We start from the raw sequence: 22131 nt of genomic DNA, 5'->3' as shown, positions 1-22131 counted from the left end.
ATCGAACTATTTCCACGCTCTCGTTTCGGAATCCGGCATTCTTGCGGAACGGTTAAGTGAACCGAGGTGAACCGTCGAGTATGAACCAGCACGGGGACGACGTCGACCGAGACCTGCTCGCGCACGTCCTGCTGCCGGTCGCCAACGAAGCGGACGCGTCGGCGACCGCAGCAGCGCTCGAACCCTACGAACCGGGGCACGTCACCGCGCTACACGTCGTGGAGAAGGGCGAGGGCGTCCCGGACAAGACGCCAGTGGAGCAATCGGAAACGGTCGCCGAGAGTGCGTACGCCGCCGTCCGGGCCGTCTTCCCGGACGCCGACGACCACACCGCGTACTCGCGGGACGTCGTCGACGCCATCTTCGAGGCCGCCGCGGACGTGGACGCGACCGCCATCGCGTTCCGTCCGCGCGGCGGGAGTCGCATCGTCCAGTTCCTCGCCGGCGACCGCTCGCTGAAACTCGCCACGACGGCGGACCGCCCCGTGATCGCACTCCCCGACGTCACAGCCGGCGAATGAGCGACGACGAACTCGCGAAGGACCTCGGCCTCGTCTCCGCGATGACGATCGGCATCGGGACGATGATCGGCGCCGGCATCTTCGTCCTCCCCGGCGTCGCCGCGAACGAAGCCGGCCCCATCGTCGTCGTCTCGTTCGTCGTCGGCGGCGTCATCGCGATGGTGAACGCGCTCTCGATCTCAGAACTCGGAACGGCCATGCCGAAGGCTGGCGGCGGCTACTACTACATCAACAAGGCACTCGGGCCGATGTTCGGTTCGATCGCCGGGATGGGCGACTGGATGGGGCTCGCGTTCGCGTCCGCGTTCTACTGCATCGGATTCGGGCAGTACCTCGCCGTCTTCGTCGGCCTCCCCGAGGTCGCGTTCCTGAACCCCATCCAGCTCGGCGCGCTCCTCGCCGGCCTCCTGTTCGTCCTCGTCAACTACGTCGGCGCGAAGGAGACCGGCGGCGTCCAGAACGTCATCGTGTTCGTGCTGCTCGCGATCCTCACCGCGTTCTCACTCGCGGGCTTCTCGTCGTTCGACTACGCGACGCTCACCGCCAATGGCGGACTCGCGCCGTTCGGCTACGAGAAGATACTGCCAGGGACCGCGCTCGTGTTCGTCTCCTTCCTCGGGTACGCGAAGATCGCGACCGTCGCCGAGGAACTGAAGAATCCCGGCCGGAACCTCCCCATCGCCATCCTCGGGAGCGTCGGCATCGTCACCGTCATATACGCCATCCTCGTCTCGACGATGCTCGGCGTCGTCCCGTGGGCCGAACTCAGCGAGGACGCGCCCGTCGCCCAGGCCGCCGAGATAGCGTTCCCGGCGTCGATCGGACCCATTGGCGGCGTGGCCGCGGCCGCCGCGACCGTGATGACCCTCGGCGCGCTCCTCGCCACGGCGTCGTCGGCGAACGCGTCCATCCTCGCGTCAGCGCGCATCAACTTCGCGATGGGGCGGGACAAGATCGTCACGAACTGGCTGAACGAGATCCACCCGAACTTCGCCACGCCGTACCGTTCGATACTCGTCACGGGCGTCCTCATCCTCGTGTTCATCGCCGCGCTCGGCCGCCAGATCGAGGTGCTCGCGAAGGCCGCGAGCGTCCTCCACCTCGTCGTGTACGCGCTCATGAACGCGGCACTGATCGTGTTCCGAGAGGCGGACGTCCCCGAGTACGACCCCGACTTCACGGTGCCGTTCTATCCGATCACGCCGATCCTCGGCGCGACGCTGTCACTCGGCCTGGTCGGGTTCATGGACGAGATCGAGATCGCGCTCTCCGGGGCGTTCGTCGTCGCCGCCGTCCTCTGGTACGTCGTCTACGCGCGAGGGCGGACCGAGGAGGAGGGCGTGCTCTCGGAGTACGTCCGTCGACGCGAGGGTGCGCTCCCCGATCAGGTCGTGAGCGCCGCCGACGCCGTCGCACCGAACGGGACCGGCGGACCGACGATCATGGTCGCGCTCTCGAACCCGCGCACCGAGAGCGCGCTCGTCACGCTCGCAGCCGCGATCGCCAAGCACGACGGTGGCCGCGTGCTCGCCACGCACGTCGTCACCGTCCCCGACCAGACGTCGCTCGAGACCGCTGCGGCGAACCGGGATCGACTCGACGTCGCGTCTCAGGGATTGCTCGACGACGCGAAGGCGGACGCCGAGGCGTTCGACGTCCCGATCGATACGAAGACCATCCTCTCGCATCGCGGTATCGACGAGGTATTCGACGCCGCCCGGACGAACGACGCGGACGCGGTCGTGATGGGGTACGGCGGCGCGCAGTTCGCGGGCGGTCGCGCCGAGGGAGCGCTCGACGAACTCACGCACGACCTCCCGTGCGACTTCCTCGTGTTCGACGGGGAGACGCTCGACCCGTCCGACGTGCTCGTACCGACGGCCGGCGGGCCGTCCTCGGACCTCTCCGCGGAGGTCGCGCGGGCGCTGCAGGCGACGGTCGGCGTCGACGTCTCGCTCCTCCACGTCGTCGACCCCGGCGACGAGACTGCTGGCCGCGAGTTCCTCGCCGACTGGGCGGCGAGCCACGACCTCTCCGACGCGGAGTTGCTGGTGAACTCCGGCGACGTGGAGACGGAGATCCGCCACGTGGGCGCCGAGTACGGCATGGTTATCGTCGGTGCGACCGAGCGCGGGCTGCTGTCCCGCGTCGTCCGTGGGTCGCTCGCGATGGACGCTATCGAACGACTCGACGTGCCGGTGCTGTTGGCCGAGCGACCGACGTCGCGCTCCGTCCGCGATCGCCTGTTCGGGCGTCGGTGACGACGGGCAGCATTGCACGCTGGGGCGACCCCAAGCGGGCAGCCGACGGCAACCGACCACCCTGGGTCCGGGACACGCGAGAGAACTCGTCTTTCCGGAGAAACTATGTGTATGCGAGTCGATTTTCGCAATATACCCGGTCGAGGTTTTCGGGACCGAAGACTGACGATGAACTCCCCATGACACGCACCAGCACGGACCATCGGCTCGACGAGATAGACCGATACATCCTGCACGCGCTCATGCAGGACGCACGCAACACGACTGCGGCCGCGATTGCTGAAAGCCTCAGCGTCTCAGGTGCCACTGTACGGAACCGCATCCAGAAGCTCGAAGACCAGGGCGTCATCCGCGAGTACCCGACCCAGGTCGACTTCGAGCGCGCCGGCGGGAAGCTCACCAACCTCTACCGGTGCAACGTCCCGGTTCCCGAACGCGAAGCGCTCGCGCACAAGGCACGCTCTATTCCAGGCGTCGTGAACGTCCGGACGCTGATGACCGGGCGAGAGAACCTGCACGTGCTCGCCGTGGGCGAGACCACCGCGGAACTCCAGCGCATCTCGAGAACGATCTCGCAGCTCGGCATCGAGATCGAGGACGAGGACCTCGTCGAAGACGAGTTCTTCAGCCCGTACGCGCCGTTCAATCCGGACACCGACCGGGAGGAACGGTGGCCGAACGACTTCATCAGTCTCACCGGCGACGCCGACATCGTCGAGCTGACGGTGCAGTCGAACGCGCCGATCGTCGGCCGGTCGTTGAAGGACGCCGTGCAGGCGGAGATCCTCGACGACGACACGCTCGTCATCGGCATCGAGCGCGACGACCGCGAACTGACGCCGCACGGCGACACCGTCGTCGAAGCCGACGACATCGTCACGGTTCTCTCGCGGGCGTCCACGGACGCCGACGGACTGGACGCGTTCCGAGCACCGGCGGCCGAATCGACACGCCAGTGAGTGCCCTTCGATGAGCTCGATCGCCACGCTCGTCAAGCGCCTGTTCGGTCCCGACGACGACGCGCTCTACGAGTGCCGGAACTGCGGGCAGACGGTCGATACCGCGGTGGAGGCGTGCCCGAACTGTGGGGCCAACGAGATAGCCGAGTACCGGGTCGACTGACCGAACGACGGCGGTCGCCCGATCCCACGACTGTCGCGAGTGAAACGAGCGGCAGGGGTGGACTCTGCGGGAGTAACTTCATGCACGCAATCCCTGTAGGGTGTGGTATGGCTGCGATCACCGTCTCCGCCCTGACGAAGGACTACGGGGACGTCCGCGCGAACGACGACGTCGACCTCGCGGTCGAGGCGGGCGAGATATTCGGGTACCTCGGGCCGAACGGCGCCGGGAAGACGACGACCATCCGGACGCTGATGGGGTTCCAGTCGCCGACGAGCGGCACCGCGACCGTCCTCGGCGCGGACGTCCACGACGAAGACGCGCTCGTCGAGGCGAAGCGTCGCGTCGGCTACCTGCCCGCGAATCCGGCGTTCGACGAGGACGCGACCGGCCGCGAGGTCCTGGACCTCCACGCGAGCCTCAAGGGCGACTCGCGTCGCGACGAACTCCTCGACCTGTTCGACGTCCCCGTCGACCGCGAGGTCCGCGGGTACTCGACGGGCCAGCGGCAGAAGCTCGGGCTGGTGCAGGCGTTCATGCACGACCCCGACCTCCTGATCATGGACGAACCGACGTCGGGATTGGACCCGCTCGTCCAGCGGACGTTCAACGACTTCGTTCGCGGGGAGCGCGCGGCCGGGAAGACCGTCTTCCTCTCCTCGCACGTCCTCAGCGAGGTCCGGCGGGTCTGCGACCGCATCGGCATCATCCGCGACGGCCGGATCGTCGAGGTCGCGTCGGTCGCGGACGTCCTCCAGCGCTCGGGGAAGTTCGTCCGCGCCCGCGTCGCCGCCGACCTCGACCGCGAGGACGTCGCGCTCGACGGCGTCCACGAACTCTCAGTCTCCCCAGTGGCGGGCGACTCGACCCAGAACGGGGACGGGATCACCGAGCTGACGTTCACGTACACGGGGTCGTTCGACGCGCTCGTCGACTACTTCCACGGGTACCACGTCCTCGAACTCGACGTCGAGGAGGCACCGCTCGAACAGGTGTTCATGCGGTTCTACGACGACGGAGAGCTCGACGCGACCAGCGTCGCGAGCGACGACGAACCCGAGACCGCGGTCGCGCGGGACGCCGGTGGCGACGCCGGAGGTGACGTCTGATGCTGGAGTTCGCGCGCTACTACGGCCGCCGACGCGTGAAGGGAGCGCTCGCGATGACCGCCGGATTCGCGCTGCTCGTCGCGCTCTACGTGTGGATGTTCCCGTCGGTCAGCGAGGGCATCGACCTGGACGCGTACACCGAGACGCTCCCGCCCGCGCTCCGCGAGGCGTTCGGCCTCCAGTCGCTCGGCACCATCGAGGGGTTCCTCGCCGCGGAACTGTACGCGTTCGGCTGGGTGCTCCTGCTCGGCGTCTACTTCGCGTACGCCGCCGCCGGCCTCGTCGCGGACGACGTCGACCGCGGTCGCATGGACATGCTCCTCTCGCTCCCGGTGACTCGGTCGCGCGTCCTCCTCGAGAAGTTCGCGAGCGTCCTCGTCCCGCTCGTCGTCGTGAACGTCGTCACGCCCGTCGTCGTCGCCCTCGCCGTCCTCGGCATCGACGAATCTATCTCGCTCGCCGACCTCGCGATGGTGCACGCACTGTCGGTGCCGTACCTGCTCGTGGCGGCCGCCGTCGGCCTGCTCGCGAGCGTCGTCTTCGACCGCGCCAGCGTCGCGCAGCGCGTCGCCGCCGGCGGGTTCTTCGGGCTGTTCCTCATCGACTCCGTCACCGCCGGCACCGACGTCGCTGCCCTCGGCGCGCTGTCGCCGTCGCGGTACTACGACCCGACCGCGATACTGGTCTCCTCCGAGTGGGACTTCGCGGGTGCTGGCGTCCTGCTCGCGGGCACGCTCGTGCTACTCGCCGCGAGCCGCACGTACTGGCAGCGCAAGGACGTCGCGTGATCGGCCGTCACTCGACGTCGTGCTGTCGCTACTCGACGTCGTCGACGAGGGCGCTCGCCACGCCGACGTACCCCGTCGGCGTGAGCGCCTTCAGTTCTTCGCGGACGCTCTGGTCGACGTCGAGGTCGTCGAAGAGCTCGTGGAAGTCGTCCATCGTCACGCGCTTCCCGCGCGTGAGGTCCTTCACGCGCTCGTAGGCGTCCGTGTCGCCCTCGCGCCGGAGGATGGTCTGGATGGCTTCGCCGAGAATCTCGGGGGTCGATTCGAGGTCCTCCCGCATTACTTGTTCGTTCGGGACGACCTTCGCGAGCCCGTTCTGGGTCTTCCCGTACGCGATCAGGCAGTGCGCGAACGCCGCGCCGACGTTCCGTTTGACCGTCGAGTCCGAGAGGTCGCGCTGGAGGCGGCTCGTGGTGACGTACTCGCCGAGGAACTGGAGGTCGCTGTTCGCCTTCGAGAGGTTGCCCTCGCTGTTCTCGAAGTCGATCGGGTTCACCTTGTGGGGCATCGTCGAACTCCCCGTCTCGCTCGCGGTAGCCTCCTGGCCGAGGTAGCGCTGACTGACGTACAGCCAGACGTCGCGGTCGAGGTCGAGCAGGACCTGGTTCGCGCCACGGAGTCCGTCGAACAGCGCGGCCAGGTCGTCACAGGGGTTGACCTGGGTCGCGAGCGGCGTGAACTCGAGGCCGAGGTCGGCGACGAACTCGCGGGCGAACGCGCGCCAGTCGACGTCGGGGTACGCGGCGTGATGCGCGGCGTACGTCCCGGACGCGCCGGCGAGCTTCCCCGACAGCGAGTCGGCGGCGTCAGCGACGCGTGCGGTCGTGCGTCCGAGGCGGGCGGCGTACACCGCCATCTCCTTCCCGAACGTCGTCGGCGTCGCCGGCTGGCCGTGCGTGCGAGCGAGCATCGGGACGTCGCGGTGCTCGCGAGCCATGTCAGCGAGCGCGTCCCGGATCTCGCGGAGCTCGGGGAGGAGGACGTCCTCGACCGCTCCCTTCGCGAGCAGGCGGTGTGCGAGGTTGTTCACGTCCTCGCTCGTCAGCCCGAAGTGGATCCAGTTCGCGGCGTCGAGGCCGTCGGGGAGGTGCAGGCGGACGTAGTACTCGACGGCCTTCACGTCGTGGTTCGTCGCCGCGAACTCGCCGTAGCCGTCTACCTCGATCTGTTTGACGACCGCCGCGTCCTCGGTCGTCCAGTCCTCGTAGCACGAACGCAGTTCCGCGGCCTGATCGTCCGATATCGAGAGCGGGGTGGCGTCGAGGTCGGCAAGCGCGAGGAGGTACTCGACCTCGACCTCGACGCGGGCTCGCATGAGCGCGGATTCGCTCGCGTACGGCGCGAGCGGGCTGGTTCGCGAGGCGTACCGACCGTCGAGCGGCGAGACGGCCAGCAGGGGGTCTGTCATGCGCGAGAGTGCCACCGGCGGCGGGAAAAGCGTGTCGGAAAGTCACCACACGCACATGCATACAACGAGAGAATTCCGACCGAGAGAACGCACGAGTATGCGCGTTCGTGGATATATCCGCGGTCTCGACCGCAACTACTAACCCGCCGGCCGGCCCGCTTTCAGACATGACACGCATCGCGGGGCTCGCCTCGAACCGCGGCCGGAACCTCATGCACGTCCAGGACCTCCAGCCCGGCGGCGCCGAACTCGCCGTCGTCGCCTCGAACCACGCGGACGCGCCCGTCCTCGAGAAGGCCGAGGACCGCGGGATTCCGACTGTCGCGGTCGAACGCGGCGACGACGAGTCCCGCCGCGAGCACGAGCGGCGACTCGTCGACGCGCTCGCCGAATACGACGTCGACCTCGTCTGCCTCGACGGCTACATGCGCGTGCTCTCCGACGCGTTCCTCGACGCAATGGGGACCACGATCAACGTTCACCCGAGCCTCCTCCCGTCGTTCCCCGGCATGGACGCCTGGGGGGACGCGCTCGACGCCGGCGCGAAGACCACCGGCTGCACGGTCCACGTCGTCACCGACGCGACGGACGACGACGGGAACGTCGTCGAGTCCGAGATCGACGCCGGCCCCATCGTCACGCAGGAGCCCGTTCCCGTCTACGAGGGCGACGACGAGGACTCGCTGAAGGAGCGCGTACTCTACGAGGGCGAGTTCCGGGCGTACCCGCGTGCAGTGAAGTGGTTCGCGGAGGAGCGCGTCGACGTCGACCGCGACGCGAACGCGGTCAGCGTCGCTGGCGACGAGGCGGGTGCCCTCCCCGAGCGTCGCGTCGTCACCGAGGACCGCCACGCCGACCTCCGGTACGGCGAGAACCCCCACCAGGACGCCGCACTCTACGCGGACGCCACGACCGAGGAAGCGAGCGTCGTGCACGCCGACCAGCTGAACGAGGGCGCGAAGGCCCTGAGCTACAACAACTACAACGACGCGGACGGCGCGCTGAACCTCATCAAGGAGTTCGACGAACCCGCCGCTGCCGTCATCAAGCACACGAACCCCGCCGGGTGCGCGACCGCCGACTCGCTCGCGGAAGCGTACGCTGACGCGTTAGCGACGGACGCGAAGTCCGCGTACGGCGGCATCGTCGCCCTCAACCGCGAGTGCGACGGCGAGACCGCCGAACTGATCGCGGAGTCGTTCAAGGAGGTCGTCGTCGCGCCCGGCTACACCGACGACGCGCTCGACGTCCTCACGGCGAAGAAGAACCTGCGGGTGCTGGACGTCGGCGAGATTGGCGACGTGACGGAGACGTTCACGAGCAAGGAGCTCGTCGGCGGCCGGCTCGTCCAGGAGCGCGACCTGGCCGCGGTCACCGTCGACGACCTGGAGGTCGTGACGGAGCGCGAGCCGACCGAGGAGGAACTGGAGACGATGCTGTTCGCGTGGAAGGTCCAGAAGCACGTGAAGTCCAACGGCATCGTGTTCGCGAAGGACACCGAGACCGTCGGCCTCGGCGTCGGGCAGGTCTCGCGGGTCGACGCGGTCGAGATCGCGGCGATGAAGGCCGAGCGCGACGCCGAAGGCAAGACCGCGGAGGGCGGCGTGATGGGGTCGGACGCGTTCTTCCCGTTCCCGGACGCCGTCGAGAAGGCCGCCGAAGCCGGGATCGAAGCGGTCATCCAGCCCGGCGGCTCCAAACGCGACGACCAGGTGATCGAGGCCGCGAACGAACTCGGGATGACGATGGTCATGACCGGGCAGCGGTGTTTCCGTCACGATTAGTGACGGAAGCTCGTGACAGCGGAGCTGTCACGGTGCTTTAGACACGACTGAGCGAAGCGAAGGAGTGTCTAAAGTCAGCGAGTCGCAGCGCGCGAGCGAACGACGGTGGACGCGTTCCGGAGGCGGTCAGTCGCTTCCGGTCGTCGTTCCGTCGTCGACGGGCACTGTTCTGGTGACGTCGTCCAGTCCCCAGTCGATCGTCACGGGGAGTTCGTCGCGGTCGGTACAGAGGCACTGGAAGGCGAGGCCGAACGTCTCCTCGCCGCCGGGGTCGACCCTGTAGGTGTGCGTCCAGTAGAGTCCGGGTGCGTCGTCGTGCGTGAGGAGGACGTCGAGCGCGCCGGGTTCGTCGCCGAGCGCTCGTGCAGTCGTCCACGCGCGGGCCCGGCGTTCGGCGGGGACGGCGTCGGGCCAGTCGACGTCGACGCGCCACGTCGGCGGGTTCGAGAGCCGGGAGCGCGTCGCGTCCCCGAAGGGATACCGGTACTCCCGGTCGGGGGCGTCGACGACGAGCGCGCCAGATTCCAGTTGTTCGCCGGCGGGTACCGGGAACGCGAGTTCCGGGACGTCGTCGCCCGCGCCCTGCAAGCGGTACTCGCTTCCGCCGTCGACGCCGTCGCCACCGACGCGCTCGTCACCGATGTGCTCGCCGTCGACGCGCTCGCCGTCGAACGCGACCGCGAACGGGAGGTCGTCGAGCGCGCCGTCGTACGCTCGACAGTCGCACTCGAGTACGACGAACGCCGCGTCTGGACTCCCGTAGACGGTGGCGCGGTCGCCGGTGTCGTCGACGAACGAGGACCGGACGCCGAGCGCGCCGAGCGTCACTCGGCCGGCGTCGAGTTCGACGGCGTCGCCGTCGCCGACGGTGCCCTCGTCGCCGAGGACGCTACAGCCGGCGACGGACGCTACGGCGGTCGTGGAGAGCGAAGCGAGGAGCGATCGACGTCGCATCTCGCGCTGGTACGCATCCGGTCGACAAGTGTCTTCTCGTGAACGGCGCACGCTTTTGACTCCCCCCGCGCTAGCGGTGGGTATGAGTCTGCTCTCCGACCGTCGATTGCGGTGGCTGGCAGTCGCGTTCGCGGTCGTCGTGCTCGCGGGCGTGAGCGTCGCCGCGATCGGTGCCGTCGCGGTCGCGTCGACGCTCGCCGGGGTGCTCGTGGGCGACGTGGGAATCCTGACGCTGTTCGGCGTCGCAGCGCCGGTCGCGCTGGCGTCGGTCGGCTTCGCCGCACTCGCCGTGGCGCTGCTTTCCTGGGCCGTCGTCCGGTCGGTTCGCGTCGCCGAGCCCCCACGAAGCGACCGGCTCGCTGCCCGGGCGGCGCTCGCGGAGCGATTCGTCCCCGGGCTTTCCGACGTCGGGCTCTCGGACGCGCTCTCGCCGACGCCGGCGGACCGCCGCGAGGCGCTCAAGGAGCGGTACGCACGCGGCGACCTCGACGAGCGCGAGTTCGAGCGCGAGATGGCCGCGCTCCTCGCCGACGAGGTCGGCGCGTTCGACGGATTCGACGGGGTCGACGATTTCGATACCGTCGAGGCGCGACTGGAAGCGCTCCAATCCGAGTACGAGGACCCACCGGCACCGAGCGAGGCGTCGGCAACGACCGAGGCATCGGCCGCGACCCGTGCGACGGCAACGACCGAGGCTTCGTCCACGGTCGACGAATCCGCCGTCGGTGACGCGGCGGGGAACCGGCAACCGGTCGCCGCGGACCGCGACCGGCCCTGACCGTCTCCCGAGCGGTCGAGCGCTCGGAGGTTTCTTCTGGACGACGCCCGTCCGAGGTCGCATGGGGTTGTTCGACGCCGTTCGGCGAGCGCTCGGCCGAGGCGACGAGGACGGGAAAACGGGTGGGGACGCCCCCTCGAGAAGCGACGGCGCTGCGAGGAGCGACAACGACGCGTCGTGGGGACTGGACGCCGACGCCGCGGCGGTCGACCCGCAACCGGGGCCGCGGCGTCGCGGTGGCGGGCACGGCCGGCACTGGGATACCGCCGTCGACGGCGACGAAGCACTGCGCGCGGTGGTCGCGCGGACGCTCGACGAGGGCACGGTCCAGGGGAGTCGCGTGCCGGGCGTGGACGCCGTCGAGTACGGCGCCGGGACCCTGCGGTGTCGCGTCCTCCGGCGCGACGGCGACGTCGTGACCGCGTTCCCGGTCGCGGACGGCGTCGCGCACGAGACGACCGTCACCGAGGTGACGCAGTGGGCGAACGACCTGGAGGCCGACGCCAGCGTCGTGCTCGGCCCGGAGGAGTTCGCGACGTACGGCGCGAGCGCGTGGCGGGTCGGCGGCGTCCCGCTCGGCGACGCCAGCGTCGAGATCGCGGCGCTCGCGTACGCCGTCGAGCGCGCGGACGAGGCGGCGTACGAGACCGCCGACGGCGGCGAGTTCTCCACGCGGGAGATGGCGGGATTCGCGCCCGTCGACGGCGGCGGCGTCGCCGACTACGCGTTCCAGACGACGGTGCGGGAGGTCCAGCGCGTCCCGTTCTTCGACGCGAACGGCTACCGGTTCCGCGTCCCGCTCACCAGAGATGGGGAGGAGACCGACTACGATACGTGGCTGTACGCTGGCGCACACGCCATCGACGGTCGCGTTCCCGAGGCCGGAGAAGACGTCTCCGGCGCGTTCTGGGTGCAAGCGGACGTTCGGTGACGCGGACCGCGTCTCAGCCGTCCAGCACCTGATCCCGGACGCGGAGGCGGTCCAGGCGGTGGTACGCGTCCCCCGCGCGTACCTCGTGATGCCGCGGCCCTTCACCGTGCGTCTCGCGGTAGCGGTCCGTCATGTCGCCGAAGTCGCCCAGTAGCGACCGGAACGTTGCGGGATCCTGGCTCTCGCAGGCGACGGCGCCACCGCGAGCCAGGACGAAGCGAATCAGCGACTGCGAGGGCTCAGTTAGATCGCGGTAGCGGACGACGGCGGACTCGTCGCCCGGGGCGTCGAGCGGCCCGTCGAACGACACCGAGGCGACGACCCGTTCGGTCGAGCACTCGCCGCGCTCGTGGACCCCCTCGGGCGGGTCGGCGGCGGTGAACTCGGCAGTCCCGGTTCCCGGGAAGCCGTTCAGACAGCCGCTTCCGCTCGTCGCGAAGACGCTCGCTCCGGCGAGGACGGTTCGTCTGCGCACGCACCACGGTTCGACCGCGTCCATCAAGAACCCCGGCGTTGGGTGAAACGCGGATTTGGTCGACCCGCCTTCGACATTACTAAGCGCCGCCGTCTGGTCCCTTCAGGCATGCAGTATCACGAGGCGGCGAACTTCCTGTTCGACCTGCGGCGGTACCGTCCCAGTCCGGGGACGGCGTCGACCGCGCGCCTCCTCGACTCGCTCGGGAATCCCCACGAGGGCGTCGATTTCGTGCAGGTCGCGGGGTCGAACGGGAAGGGGAGTACGGCGCGGATGGTGGAGTCCGTGCTGCGGGAGACCGACCGCACGGTCGGGCTGTTCACGTCCCCGCACCTGGAGGACGTCCGCGAGCGCGTGCGCGTCGACGGGCGGAAGGTCACTCGGGAGGCGGTCTGCGAGTTCGTCGAGGCGTCGCGCTCGCACGTGCGGGAGCGGGCGGCCGACGGCGAGTCGCCGACGTTCTTCGAGGCGATGACGGCGCTCGCGCTCTGGTACTTCGGAGAGCGCGACGTCGACGTCGCGGTGCTGGAGGTCGGGATCGGCGGGAAGTTCGACGCGACGAGCGTCGTCGACCCGGTGGCGAGTGCGGTGACGAGCGTGACCCTCGAGCACACGGGCGTGCTCGGGGACACGATCGCGGAGATCGCGACGGACAAGGCCCACGTCGCGCCGACGGACGCGCCGGTCGTGACGGGCGCGACCGGGGAGGCGCTCGCGGCGGTCCGCGAGCAGGCCGGCGACGTCCTGACGGTCGGTTCGGCAGCGGACGCCGGGAACACCGGCGACGATGCCGCGACCGACGACGATCCCGCGACCGACGACGACGCCTCGCCGGACGTTCGCGTGACGTACGGCGGTCGGACGAACCACGCGGAGGCCGCGGTCGGCATCGAGACGGACGACGCGGGGCGGCTCGACGCGCGGATTCCGCTGCTCGGCGAGTACCAGGCGGTGAACGCGGGGATCGCGGCGACGCTCGCGCGACAAGTGGCGGGCGTGGACGACGAGACGCTCGCGCGAGGGCTGCGGTCCGCGCACTGGCCGGGCCGGTTCGAGGTCGTCTCGCAGGAACCGCTCGCGGTGCTCGACGGCGCGCACAATCCAGGCGCGTGCGAGGGGCTGGCGTCGACGCTGTCGACGTTCGAGTACGACGACCTCCACCTCGTCGTCGGCGCGATGCACGACAAGGACCACCGCGGGATGGCGGCAGCGCTTCCGGCGCCCGACGCCTGTTACGCGTGCGAACCGGACCTCGCTCGGAGCGAGGACGCCGACGTGCTCGCGCGCGTGTTCGGCGCGAACGCCGAGACGGCGTCGTCGTGGACGTCGGTCGCGAGCGCGGTCGACGCGGCGCTCGACGCGGCCGACGCGAGCGACTGCGTGCTCGTGACGGGGTCGCTGTTCGCGGTCGCCGAGGCCCGCGAGCGCTGGACGCGACTGGAGGTCCCCCGGACCGTCCGCGACCTCGAGGACGCGACCGCGCGCCTCGAGGGGGCGAACGTCGCAGACCAGGACGTCCATCGGCTCCGGACCGCGGGCGTCCACCGCGTCCTGACGACGCGCGTCCAGGACCGGCAGGCGCGCCGACTCGAGGCGACGATGGCCGCGGCCGGCGGGCAGTGCGCGGTCTCCGGCGTCGACGGCAACGACGAGCGCAAGGACGTCGTGCTCATGGGGACGCTCGCGCAGTTCGACGAACTCGTCGCGACTCTCGCGGACGAGCCCTACGGCCTCGACCAGTTCGCCGAGGAGGTCGGGGACGCCCTCGATCTCGCCGCGACCGACGAAGACGGACGGACTGCTGCGAGCCCGAACGCGACCGACGACCGCTGGCCGTGGGAGTCGGGGACGGCCGTGATGGGCATCCTGAACGTCACGCCGAACTCGTTCTTCGACGGCGGCGAGTACGAGCACGTCGCCGACGCCGTCTCGCGCGCAGAGGAGATGGTCGCGAACGGCGCGGACGTCGTCGACGTCGGCGGGGAGTCGACGCGTCCGGGCGCCGACCCCGTGTCGGTCGCGGACGAGATCGACCGCGTCGTTCCCGTCGTCGAGGGCATCCGCGAGGCGGGCCTCGACGTGACCATCTCGGTGGACACGCGGAAGGCCGCAGTCGCGGACGCGGCCCTCGACGCGGGCGCGGACGTCGTGAACGACGTGTCCGGACTCGACGACCCCGAGATGCGGTTCGTCGCCGCGGAGCACGACGCCGGGCTCTGCGTGATGCACTCGATCGACACGCCCGTCGACCCCGAGAACGCCGTCGCGTACGACGACGTCGTGGACGACGTCCTCGACCAGCTCAGAGAGCACGTCCTCCTCGCGGAGAAGGCGGGCGTCGACCGCCGGGACGTCCTCGTCGACCCCGGCCTCGGGTTCGGGAAGACCGCCGCGGAGTCGTTCGAGCTCCTCGATCGCGTCGACGAGTTCGCCGCGCTCGACTGTCCGGTACTCGTCGGGCACTCCCACAAGTCGATGTTCGCCGCGATCGGCCGCGAGAGCGACGAGCGACTGTCGGCGACGGTTGCAGGGACCGCGCTCGCCGCGGACCGCGGCGCGGACGTCGTCCGCGTGCACGACGTCGACGAGAACGTCGCCGCTGTCGACGCCGCACGCGCCGCTCGCGACCCGGAGACGCTCGACGGACGGGACGAAGAAGACGACTAGATTTCGCGCGCGACGCTGGTGGTCGGACCGCTCGCGACGCCGGTGGTCGGACCGCTCGCGACTGCGGCGGGTGCGTCACCGCCCGCGAGCCGTTCGTTCGCGGTCGCGTTCTCGTCGGTCTCGTGCTCGATGCCTTCGAGCATCGCCATGACCTCCTGTTCGCCGGCGGGGAGCTTCGTCGGGTGGCCGCCGATGGCGACGACGATGTCGTCGCCGTGCTGGACGCGCGTGACGTACAGTCGGACCTGGACCTGTTCGCCGCCGAAGGTCGTGTTCGTCGTGAACACGCCGACGCGCGCGTCCTGCCCGAGGACGGTCGCCGTCTCGTTCTCGACGAGCGTCGCGTCCTCCAGCGACCCGAACGAGGTGTCGCGCTCCGACGTGAGGTTTGCGACGAGACCCGAGTACGACATGTTCGCGTACGGGTTCGTCGTGTGCCCGAACACGTCCACGCGATGCGTCGAGAACACCGTGAGGACGCCCGTCGTCTCCTCGGCGATGTCGTCGTACTTCTCGTAGCGCGCGTACCAGTTGTGGACGCTGACGTCCCGCCCGGACACCGTCTGGTTCACGACGACCTCCTCCCGAAGCTGTTGCTCGTACCCCGTCGCTTGCTTCGCGTCGTCGCTGACTGACACCTGGTTAGCTTCGTACACGAGCGGTTCCTCGCCCGTGACGAACCCGATGCAGCCGCTGGTCGCGACCACGACGACGAGCGCCACGACGCCGACACTCCGCGTCCAATCCATGCACGTCTCGAGAGGGAGCGCTCCAATCAACCTTCCGGCTACCTCGCTCGGCGCTGGGAGCGGCCGTGGACGGTTGACGCGGGACGACCTGCTTGCCGGCCGCTACGTGATCACGGCCGTGGACCCGAACTGCTGAGCGCAGACGGTCGCGGCTCGCGTCCGACACCGGCCCACGTACTCGCACTGCGGCTTCGTAACGGGGTACCTGATTCGCCGAATCTGGCGCGTAGGCTTGTTATACCGTACCATATCGCCCGTGAGTCGTCCAAAAGACACTTCAAGGGCGCCGTAATTACATCTCATTACAGATGGCCGACTTCCCCGACTACCTCGACGTCGACTACACGGACGGCGAAGGCGAGAACCCCGAGGACTACCCCTCGGTCGAACACAAGATCGAGAAGGCGATCGAGGTCACGAAGAAGGGCCTCGAGGAGTACGAGAACCCCGTCGTGATGTGGACGGGCGGCAAGGACTCCACGCTCACGCTGTACTTCGTGAAGGAGGTCGCTGACCGCTTCGACCTCGAGGTTCCCCCGGTCGTCTTCATCGACCACTTCCAGCACTTCGACGAACTCATCGAGTTCGCCGAGCACTGGGCCGACGAGTGGGACCTCGAGGTCATCTGGGCGCAGAACGACGACATCGGCCAGCTCGTCGACGAACGCGGTCTCGAACCCGGCGACGACATCGCCATCGACGACCTCAGCGAGCACAACCAGCACCACGTCAGGGAGATCTTAGAGTACGAGGAGGACTCGTTCCCGTTCCTGCTCGACACGTACGTCGGCAACCACCTCCTGAAGACGGTGGCGCTCAACGACGCCATCGAGGAGTACGACGTCGACGGCATCCTCAGCGGCGTCCGCTGGGACGAACAGGAAGCCCGTGCGGACGAGACGTTCTTCAGCCCGCGTCACGACCCCGACATCTACCCGCCCCACGACCGCGTCCAGCCCATCCTCCACTTCGACGAGGCCGCGGTCTGGGACGCGTTCTGGCACTTCGTCATCCCGGACGTCGTCGAGAACTACCCCGAAGAGGGCTACGTGCCCCAGAGCGACGACGACCTCCCCGAGGGCGTCGACCAGGACGACGTCCCCGTCAGCCCGAAGTACTTCGCGGGCTTCCGCTCGCTCGGCAGCGAGGTGTCGACGGACAAGTCCGCCGCCGAGCCCGCGTGGCTCCAGGACCTCGACAACACGACCGAGCGCGCCGGCCGCGCCCAGGACAAGGAGGACCTGATGGAGCGCCTGCGCGACCTCGGCTACATGTAACTCAAGTCGACCACGCACCCCGCAGAACGCGCTTCTCCGTTTTCCCGCCCGGTACCAGCGTCGCCGTCGCGTCGCGAACCCAGCAGCGCGAGCGTGCCTCAGGCGCCGCGTGCGCGGTACTCGCCGTGCTTGATGCCGAGGAACAGACAGAGCGCGCCGAAGACGAGTACCGACGGCGCGACCATCATCAGGACGATACGCGTGGGCATCGTGTCTGTGACGAGCAGTGCGGCGACGGACGCGACGACGACTGCGACGAAGACGCCGTACGTCGTTGTCTGGTCGAACTCCATGCGTTCGCGTTCGAGCGCGGCGAGTAGAAGATGTCGGTCCCGGAACCGGAGACCCGGAGCCGTTGGCGGCGGGCGCGGGCGCTAGCTACTCGGGTCGAAGGGCGCTAGCTACTCGGGTCGAACGGTGTTCGCGAGCGCGACGAGGACGCCGAGGAACCAGCCGAGCGGGACGGAGATGCCGAGCCACATCAGGACGTACGCGACGCCGGTGAGGTCGTACTGGCTGCGGAGGTAGTCGTTGATGCCGCCGAGCGCGAGGACGTTGTCGAGGAACCAGATGGCGATGCTCTCGCTCCCACCGAAGACGACGTCGCCGAGCGTCGGCGAGTAGAACGCCGCGACGACCGGCGGGAGGAACACCGCCGTCATCGCTGCAGGGTACGCGAGCACGATGGTGGTGATGCGGCCGCCGACCTTCGAGAAGACGTACGCGAGGCCGGCACAGGTCGTCGCGACGACGGCCGCGACGAGGACCGCCAGGAAGCCGCTGAACGTGAACCTGAAGTACGCGCCGACGGTGAGCGCGCCCCAGACGAGGACTGCGACGAACAGCGTGCCGAGGAGTCCGAGGCGTGTCGTCGTCGAGTCCACGGCGCGAACGCCGTGGCGCGCCATCACACCGAAGAGCGCGAAGGGGTACGCGAGGGCGACGGCGAGCGCGCCGAACACCGACCACGCGCGGTACGCGACCATGCCGCTGGTCGTCTCCGGCTTCCACTTCCCGAGCACGGACGCGTTCTCGCTGCGCTGGCGCGGGAAGAACAGTTCCATCCACGACTCGTGCAGGCGGCGCAAGTCCACGCGAGCACCCTCGACGACTCCGGTCATACGCTATCGCACGCCGGCCACCGTTTGAATGCTTTCGGCTAGCGACGGACGGTCAGCGAAGTCGACGGAGCCGCCACCGGGACGTGATCTGTCGGAGCGCTCGCCTACCAGGGCGCGAACCCGGGGTCGACCTCGCGCGCGTCGCGGTCCAGGCGCGCGATGCGTTCGAGGTCGCCGTCGTCGAGGTCGACGCCGAGACTCAGCCAGTTGTCCTCGATGTGCGCGTGCCCGGTCGCCTTCGGAATCGCGGTGACGTCCTGCTCGCGGAGCCACGCGAGACTCACCTGCGCCTCGCTCACGTCGTGCTTCTGGGCGATCTCCGAGACGACGGGTTCGTCGAACACCGACCCACGCGCGAGCGGCGAGTACGCGACCACCTCGACGTCGTGCTCGTCGCAGGCCGCCCGGAGCTCGTCCTGCTGGAGGAACGGATGGCACTCGACCTGGTTCGCGAACACGTCCGCGTCGAGCACCTCGCGTGCGGTCTCGAGGTTCTCCGGTTCGAAGTTCGACACGCCGACGCGCTCGATCGTTCCGTCTTCGGCGAGTTCGTCGAACGCACCGAGGGTCTGCGCTGGGTCGTACGTCCGCGCCGGCCAGTGGACGTACAGGAGGTCGACGTAGTCGACGCCGAGGCGGTCGAGGCTCGCCTCGGTCGACGCGAGGACGTCGTCGTGCGCGAGGTTGTCGATCCAGACCTTCGTCGCGAGGAAGACGTCCTCGCGGTCGACGTCGGCAGCCGCGATGCCGTCGCCGACGGCGGCCTCGTTCCCGTACGCCTGCGCGGTGTCTACGTGCCGGTACCCCATCTCCAGGGCTGTCCGAACGGAGTCCGCGCACTCCTCGGGATCCTCGTTCTGCCAGGTACCGATGCCGAGCATGGGCATGCCGTCGGCGTGCGGGACGTCGCTCGCCGTTCGCGCTGGTGTCGTCATACTCGACACCAGTCGCTTTTCGTTGAAAGCGGTTGGGATGGTGGTCACGTCTCGAGAACGTCGAACGGGGACCCCGACCGCGAGTCGGTGGTATATAACACGCTCGCGTTCGTTCACCGGGGCATGGAGTACGTCTACGTCGTCGCAGCGGCCGCGATCGCCGTCGTCGGGTCGATGTTCGCGCTCGCGGTGCTGCGGAAGGGACGGAACGCGGAGTCGAGGAAGTCGGCGCGCGCGCATGCCGACGCCCAGGATCGCGACCCGCCGGTCGCGCTCGGGGAGACCTACGAGTTCGGCGTGCACGAGTTCACGACCCATCACTCCGGGGAGTCGATCGCGGTCGGGAAGGTCGAGGGATTCGTGCTGTTCGTCGAGGACGTCCCGGGAGACGTTCAGGTCGGGGACGTCGTCGCCGCGACCGTGCTGTCCTGGAACGACGGCCGGACATCGGCCGACGCCACGTTCGAGCGCGAGGTCTGAGTCACTCGAGCAACTCGCCCAGCGGCCGACGGCGGGGCGGCACCGAGGTATTGCGACCCTACTTTCATGAGGCCCCCCGGTGACGGGTCCTGCATGGCAACAACGCTCTCGGGCGTCGTCGTGTTCGTCGTATCGCTCCTCGTCGGTGGCGCCGCGATCTACGCCGGCGCACTGGTCGCGCTCAAGGGTCGGGACTACACGCACGCCGTCGTCACGGCGCTCCTCGGCGCGCTCGCGTGGACGGGCGTCGAGGTCGCGCTCGCGTGGGCCGACGTGAACGTCGGGTCGCTCGCGAGCCTCCTCGCGCTCGTCGTCTGGGTCGGCGTCGTCAAGTACCGCTACGACGCCGGATGGCTCCGTGCCGCCCTCATCGGCGTGTTCGCGTGGGTCGCCGCGCTCGTCGCACTCGCCGTCCTCGGCCCGCTCGGCGTCCCCGGCATCGACGCGTACGGCGTCCCCGGGGCGTAAAGACTCGATTACCGGGGGACGGCGGAGGGTACGGTCGCGACCGACCCGCTGCGGGTCGTCGCTCACCTCGCCACCGACCGGGGTCGTGACCGATCGCGCCGTCACTCGAGGTCGACCCGGGAACTGGTCGGTTCTTCTCCGGCAACTGGTAACCAAAACTCATCTACTGGGGCGGAAAGCATACCTTACCGTACGTCCCGGTGCTGGCTGTGAATCGACGCCAGTTCCTGGCGTCGGGCGTCGCAGTAGGCGGCGGTTTCCTCGGGGATCGCACGCTCCGCGCCGCTCGGCGACACCTCGGCCTGTGGCGCGCGCCGGCACCGCCGCGTGCGTCCACGGTCACTCGCGACCCGGACGTGTCCGCGCAGGTCGCGAGCGTCGACGGGGCCAGCGTCTCCCTGTCGGTGGCCGCGACGGCGTCCCGCGATCCGTTCCGGGTCGTGGTCGTCAGACGCACGTACCCGGAGGGGTCGGTGCTGGGGCGCGCTCGGAGCGACGTCGTCCGCGACACCACGGGCGTCGACCCGGACGCGGGCGGGATCGATCTCGACGTCGACGTGCCGTTCGACGGAACCGAAGGCGAGCGCGACCCGTGGTTCTACGAGGTGTACGCGCGACCCGGCCCGGACGGAGAACGCCGCGCGTACCTCTGCGAGTCCGCGCCGTACGTGCGGCTTACCGACGGACGCGTCGAGCGCGCGCCGCGGGTCGCCGCGCCAGGGCAGCCGTTCGACGACGACGGGTTCGACCGGCGTCGCGACGGGAACGACTACGCGCTGTCGTACCGCTGGCGGGGGCTCGACGGCGACACGTGGACGGTCGACTACCGCGTTCGGCGGTCGACGCACGAGGCGGCCGTCGACGCCGACCGCGGCTACGTGAAGACCTACGAGGAGTCGCTGTCGAGCCCCATCGCCGCCGACCTGCTCGCGCACCTCGACGCCACCGCCAGCCCGACGACCGGAACCGACGAATCGCGCCCGGACGCGGGCGAGGACACCGACGGCGGCCACGGCCTCGACGACGCTCACGACCTCGACGACGCTCACGACACCGACGGTGGCCACGACCTCGACGACGCTCACGACGTCGGCCTGGCGTCGCTCTCGCCGGGGCGTCGGTTCGAGGCGGTCGTGAACTTCGTCCAGGGGATCACGTACGCACACGACGCCCGGACGACCGACGCGTACGACTACCATCGAACCGTCGAGGAGACGCTCGTCGCCGGCGTCGGCGACTGCAAGGACCGCACGTACCTGCTCGGCGGCCTCCTCACCGCTGGATTCGACTGCGAGACCGCACTGCTCTTCCAGTCCGGCCACGTCCTCCTCGGCGTCCACCCCCGGGACGTCCCCGACCTCCCCTACGCGTACGAAGCCGTCACCATCGGCGACGACGAGTGGGTCCCGATCGAACCGTCGCTGCACGTCCCCGTCGGCCGCTATCCCTCCCAGCCGTTCCTCGCCGTCTACGGCGGCGGCGAGTGGCGGTACCACGACCCCGACGCCATGGTCCGCGGCGCCGACCGCGTCGTCGGCACCTTCTACGACTACGTCGCCTGACGCGAGCAATCGCTCGTCGAGCGCGCGAAATACAGGAGAATCGCAGGTCGCGCCAGTGCACCCGCTCGAGTCGGCCGTTCAGCTGATGAACTTGTTGTCGCGCCAGTTGACGCCGCTCTTCCCGTTCCCGTCCTCGCCGGGGCCTTCGACGACCTCGATGCTCGCCGGGCGTTCCTCGCCGTCGACGATGCGGTGAGCCATGAGTTCGCCGTCATGGCTCGTGATCGCCGTGAGCGTCCCCTTCTCGGCGAGCTTCGCGATCTCGCGGAGCACCTGGAACATCTCGTACTGGAGCAGCGAGTTCTGGAGGACGGTCTCGCGGTCGCCCTTGAACGCCGCGAACTCGACGAGTTCGCTCTCGATCTCCTCCTCTTCGTCCTCCTCGTCGCCCCACGTCGGTCCGTCGCGGATCTCGTCGGGATCCTCCTCGTACACGCGGTTCTCGGTGACGCTCGCCTTGAGCTGCGCTGTCGGCGTGTACTTGCTGACCTTGTCGACGGCGATGGCTTTCAGGATGAGCGTGTTGTTCCGACGCGTGATGTCCACGTCGTCGACGTTCGCGGGCAGTTCCGGGTTCGCGTCGAAGTAGTCCCGGACGTCTTCGAGTGGCAGTTCGAGTGTCGAATGAAGTCGATAGACGTGACCTGTTTCGTCTGTTGACATGGTAAGAGTTTACGGCGCCGCCGTGTGGCCCGGCCGCTTGGGCTATAGTAGGACTGGCGAGTTTATATGACCTGCTGT

At 69.2% G+C, this 22131-nt stretch carries 22 protein-coding genes; 14 read left to right on the top strand and 8 right to left on the bottom strand.

Features of this window, described 5'->3' with window-relative positions; genetic code table 11:
* The first annotated feature begins 80 nt into the window (after positions 1–80).
* From G9C85_RS13445 to G9C85_RS13420, 6 genes are all read left to right on the top strand, one after another.
* Positions 81–521, top strand: coding sequence for a universal stress protein (locus tag G9C85_RS13445; RefSeq protein ID WP_166040766.1), 441 nt, complete (start codon positions 81–83; stop codon positions 519–521).
* Positions 518–2782 carry an amino acid permease gene (locus tag G9C85_RS13440; protein WP_166040765.1) on the top strand — a complete coding sequence of 755 codons (2265 nt, stop codon included), beginning with the start codon at positions 518–520 and terminating at the stop codon, positions 2780–2782. The genes G9C85_RS13445 and G9C85_RS13440 overlap by 4 nt, the downstream gene beginning before the upstream one ends.
* A 179-nt stretch (positions 2783–2961) precedes the next feature.
* Positions 2962–3741 carry an Lrp/AsnC family transcriptional regulator gene (locus G9C85_RS13435; RefSeq protein WP_166040763.1) on the top strand — a complete coding sequence of 260 codons (780 nt, stop codon included), beginning with the start codon at positions 2962–2964 and terminating at the stop codon, positions 3739–3741.
* 10 nt (positions 3742–3751) lie between these two features.
* Complete coding sequence (locus G9C85_RS13430) at positions 3752–3904, top strand: hypothetical protein (RefSeq protein ID WP_166040761.1); 153 nt, start codon at positions 3752–3754, stop codon at positions 3902–3904.
* A gap of 107 nt (positions 3905–4011) precedes the next feature.
* Entirely contained in the window at positions 4012–5013 is a 1002-nt protein-coding gene (locus G9C85_RS13425) for an ABC transporter ATP-binding protein (RefSeq protein WP_166040759.1), read from the top strand.
* On the top strand, positions 5013–5801 hold the full coding sequence (locus G9C85_RS13420; RefSeq protein WP_193570714.1) for an ABC transporter permease subunit: 789 nt from the start codon (positions 5013–5015) through the stop codon (positions 5799–5801). Before G9C85_RS13425 ends, G9C85_RS13420 begins: the two co-directional genes overlap by 1 nt.
* Before the next feature lie 28 nt (positions 5802–5829).
* Here the strand turns inward: G9C85_RS13420 and purB are convergent, their stop codons facing one another.
* Entirely contained in the window at positions 5830–7209 is a 1380-nt protein-coding gene (gene purB / locus G9C85_RS13415) for an adenylosuccinate lyase (protein ID WP_166040756.1), read from the bottom strand.
* 167 nt (positions 7210–7376) lie between these two features.
* Here purB and purH point away from each other — a divergent pair, with 167 nt between their 5' ends.
* Positions 7377–8993, top strand: a complete 1617-nt coding sequence (gene purH, locus G9C85_RS13410) for a bifunctional phosphoribosylaminoimidazolecarboxamide formyltransferase/IMP cyclohydrolase (protein WP_166040754.1) — start codon at positions 7377–7379, stop codon at positions 8991–8993.
* A 126-nt stretch (positions 8994–9119) separates the two neighbouring features.
* On the opposite strand, the gene G9C85_RS13405 is transcribed toward purH, so the two are convergent.
* Positions 9120–9947: a hypothetical protein gene (locus G9C85_RS13405; RefSeq protein ID WP_166040752.1), complete on the bottom strand. Its 828-nt coding sequence runs from the start codon at positions 9945–9947 to the stop codon at positions 9120–9122.
* 82 nt (positions 9948–10029) lie between these two features.
* Between G9C85_RS13405 and G9C85_RS13400 the strand changes: the two genes are divergently transcribed.
* On the top strand, positions 10030–10725 hold the full coding sequence (locus tag G9C85_RS13400; RefSeq protein ID WP_166040750.1) for an SHOCT domain-containing protein: 696 nt from the start codon (positions 10030–10032) through the stop codon (positions 10723–10725).
* 61 nt (positions 10726–10786) lie between these two features.
* Complete coding sequence (locus G9C85_RS13395) at positions 10787–11656, top strand: hypothetical protein (RefSeq protein WP_166040747.1); 870 nt, start codon at positions 10787–10789, stop codon at positions 11654–11656.
* Positions 11657–11669: 13 nt separating this feature from the next.
* On the opposite strand, the gene G9C85_RS13390 is transcribed toward G9C85_RS13395, so the two are convergent.
* Positions 11670–12131: a hypothetical protein gene (locus G9C85_RS13390; protein WP_166040745.1), complete on the bottom strand. Its 462-nt coding sequence runs from the start codon at positions 12129–12131 to the stop codon at positions 11670–11672.
* Positions 12132–12239: 108 nt separating this feature from the next.
* On the opposite strand from G9C85_RS13390, the gene folP reads away from it, so the two are divergent.
* Positions 12240–14798: a dihydropteroate synthase gene (gene folP / locus G9C85_RS13385; RefSeq protein ID WP_166040743.1), complete on the top strand. Its 2559-nt coding sequence runs from the start codon at positions 12240–12242 to the stop codon at positions 14796–14798.
* Here the strand turns inward: folP and G9C85_RS13380 are convergent.
* Complete coding sequence (locus G9C85_RS13380; RefSeq protein ID WP_166040741.1) at positions 14795–15547, bottom strand: DUF6517 family protein; 753 nt, start codon at positions 15545–15547, stop codon at positions 14795–14797. The genes folP and G9C85_RS13380 overlap by 4 nt on opposite strands.
* 308 nt (positions 15548–15855) lie before the next feature.
* On the opposite strand from G9C85_RS13380, the gene G9C85_RS13375 reads away from it, so the two are divergent.
* Positions 15856–16824: a phosphoadenosine phosphosulfate reductase family protein gene (locus G9C85_RS13375; protein WP_166040739.1), complete on the top strand. Its 969-nt coding sequence runs from the start codon at positions 15856–15858 to the stop codon at positions 16822–16824.
* A 98-nt stretch (positions 16825–16922) separates the two neighbouring features.
* On the opposite strand, the gene G9C85_RS13370 is transcribed toward G9C85_RS13375, so the two are convergent.
* The 3 genes from G9C85_RS13370 to G9C85_RS13360 form a co-directional block, all read right to left on the bottom strand.
* Positions 16923–17117 carry a hypothetical protein gene (locus tag G9C85_RS13370; RefSeq protein ID WP_166040737.1) on the bottom strand — a complete coding sequence of 65 codons (195 nt, stop codon included), beginning with the start codon at positions 17115–17117 and terminating at the stop codon, positions 16923–16925.
* 108 nt (positions 17118–17225) lie between these two features.
* On the bottom strand, positions 17226–17945 hold the full coding sequence (locus G9C85_RS13365) for a hypothetical protein (protein ID WP_166040736.1): 720 nt from the start codon (positions 17943–17945) through the stop codon (positions 17226–17228).
* A 104-nt stretch (positions 17946–18049) separates the two neighbouring features.
* On the bottom strand, positions 18050–18880 hold the full coding sequence (locus G9C85_RS13360) for an aldo/keto reductase (protein ID WP_166040734.1): 831 nt from the start codon (positions 18878–18880) through the stop codon (positions 18050–18052).
* Between the two features lie 123 nt (positions 18881–19003).
* Here G9C85_RS13360 and G9C85_RS13355 point away from each other — a divergent pair, with 123 nt between their 5' ends.
* The 3 genes from G9C85_RS13355 to G9C85_RS13345 all read left to right on the top strand — a co-directional run bounded on the left by G9C85_RS13355 (position 19004) and on the right by G9C85_RS13345 (position 21390).
* The gene (locus G9C85_RS13355; protein WP_166040732.1) at positions 19004–19360 is read left to right on the top strand and encodes a hypothetical protein; all 357 of its coding nucleotides are present in this window, start codon (positions 19004–19006) and stop codon (positions 19358–19360) included.
* Between the two features lie 93 nt (positions 19361–19453).
* Entirely contained in the window at positions 19454–19828 is a 375-nt protein-coding gene (locus G9C85_RS13350; protein ID WP_166040730.1) for a hypothetical protein, read from the top strand.
* 209 nt (positions 19829–20037) lie between these two features.
* Positions 20038–21390, top strand: coding sequence for a hypothetical protein (locus tag G9C85_RS13345; RefSeq protein ID WP_166040728.1), 1353 nt, complete (start codon positions 20038–20040; stop codon positions 21388–21390).
* A 78-nt stretch (positions 21391–21468) separates the two neighbouring features.
* Here G9C85_RS13345 and G9C85_RS13340 read toward each other — a convergent pair whose 3' ends face one another.
* A complete protein-coding gene (locus G9C85_RS13340; protein ID WP_166040726.1) occupies positions 21469–22053 on the bottom strand; it encodes a hypothetical protein in 585 nt (194 codons plus the stop codon).
* Between the last annotated feature and the right edge of the window lie 78 nt (positions 22054–22131).

Origin of the sequence: Halorubellus sp. JP-L1, assembly GCF_011440375.1 — an archaeon.
Lineage (GTDB): Archaea > Halobacteriota > Halobacteria > Halobacteriales > Natrialbaceae > Halorubellus.
This window is presented reverse-complemented; position numbering and strand designations above follow the sequence as displayed.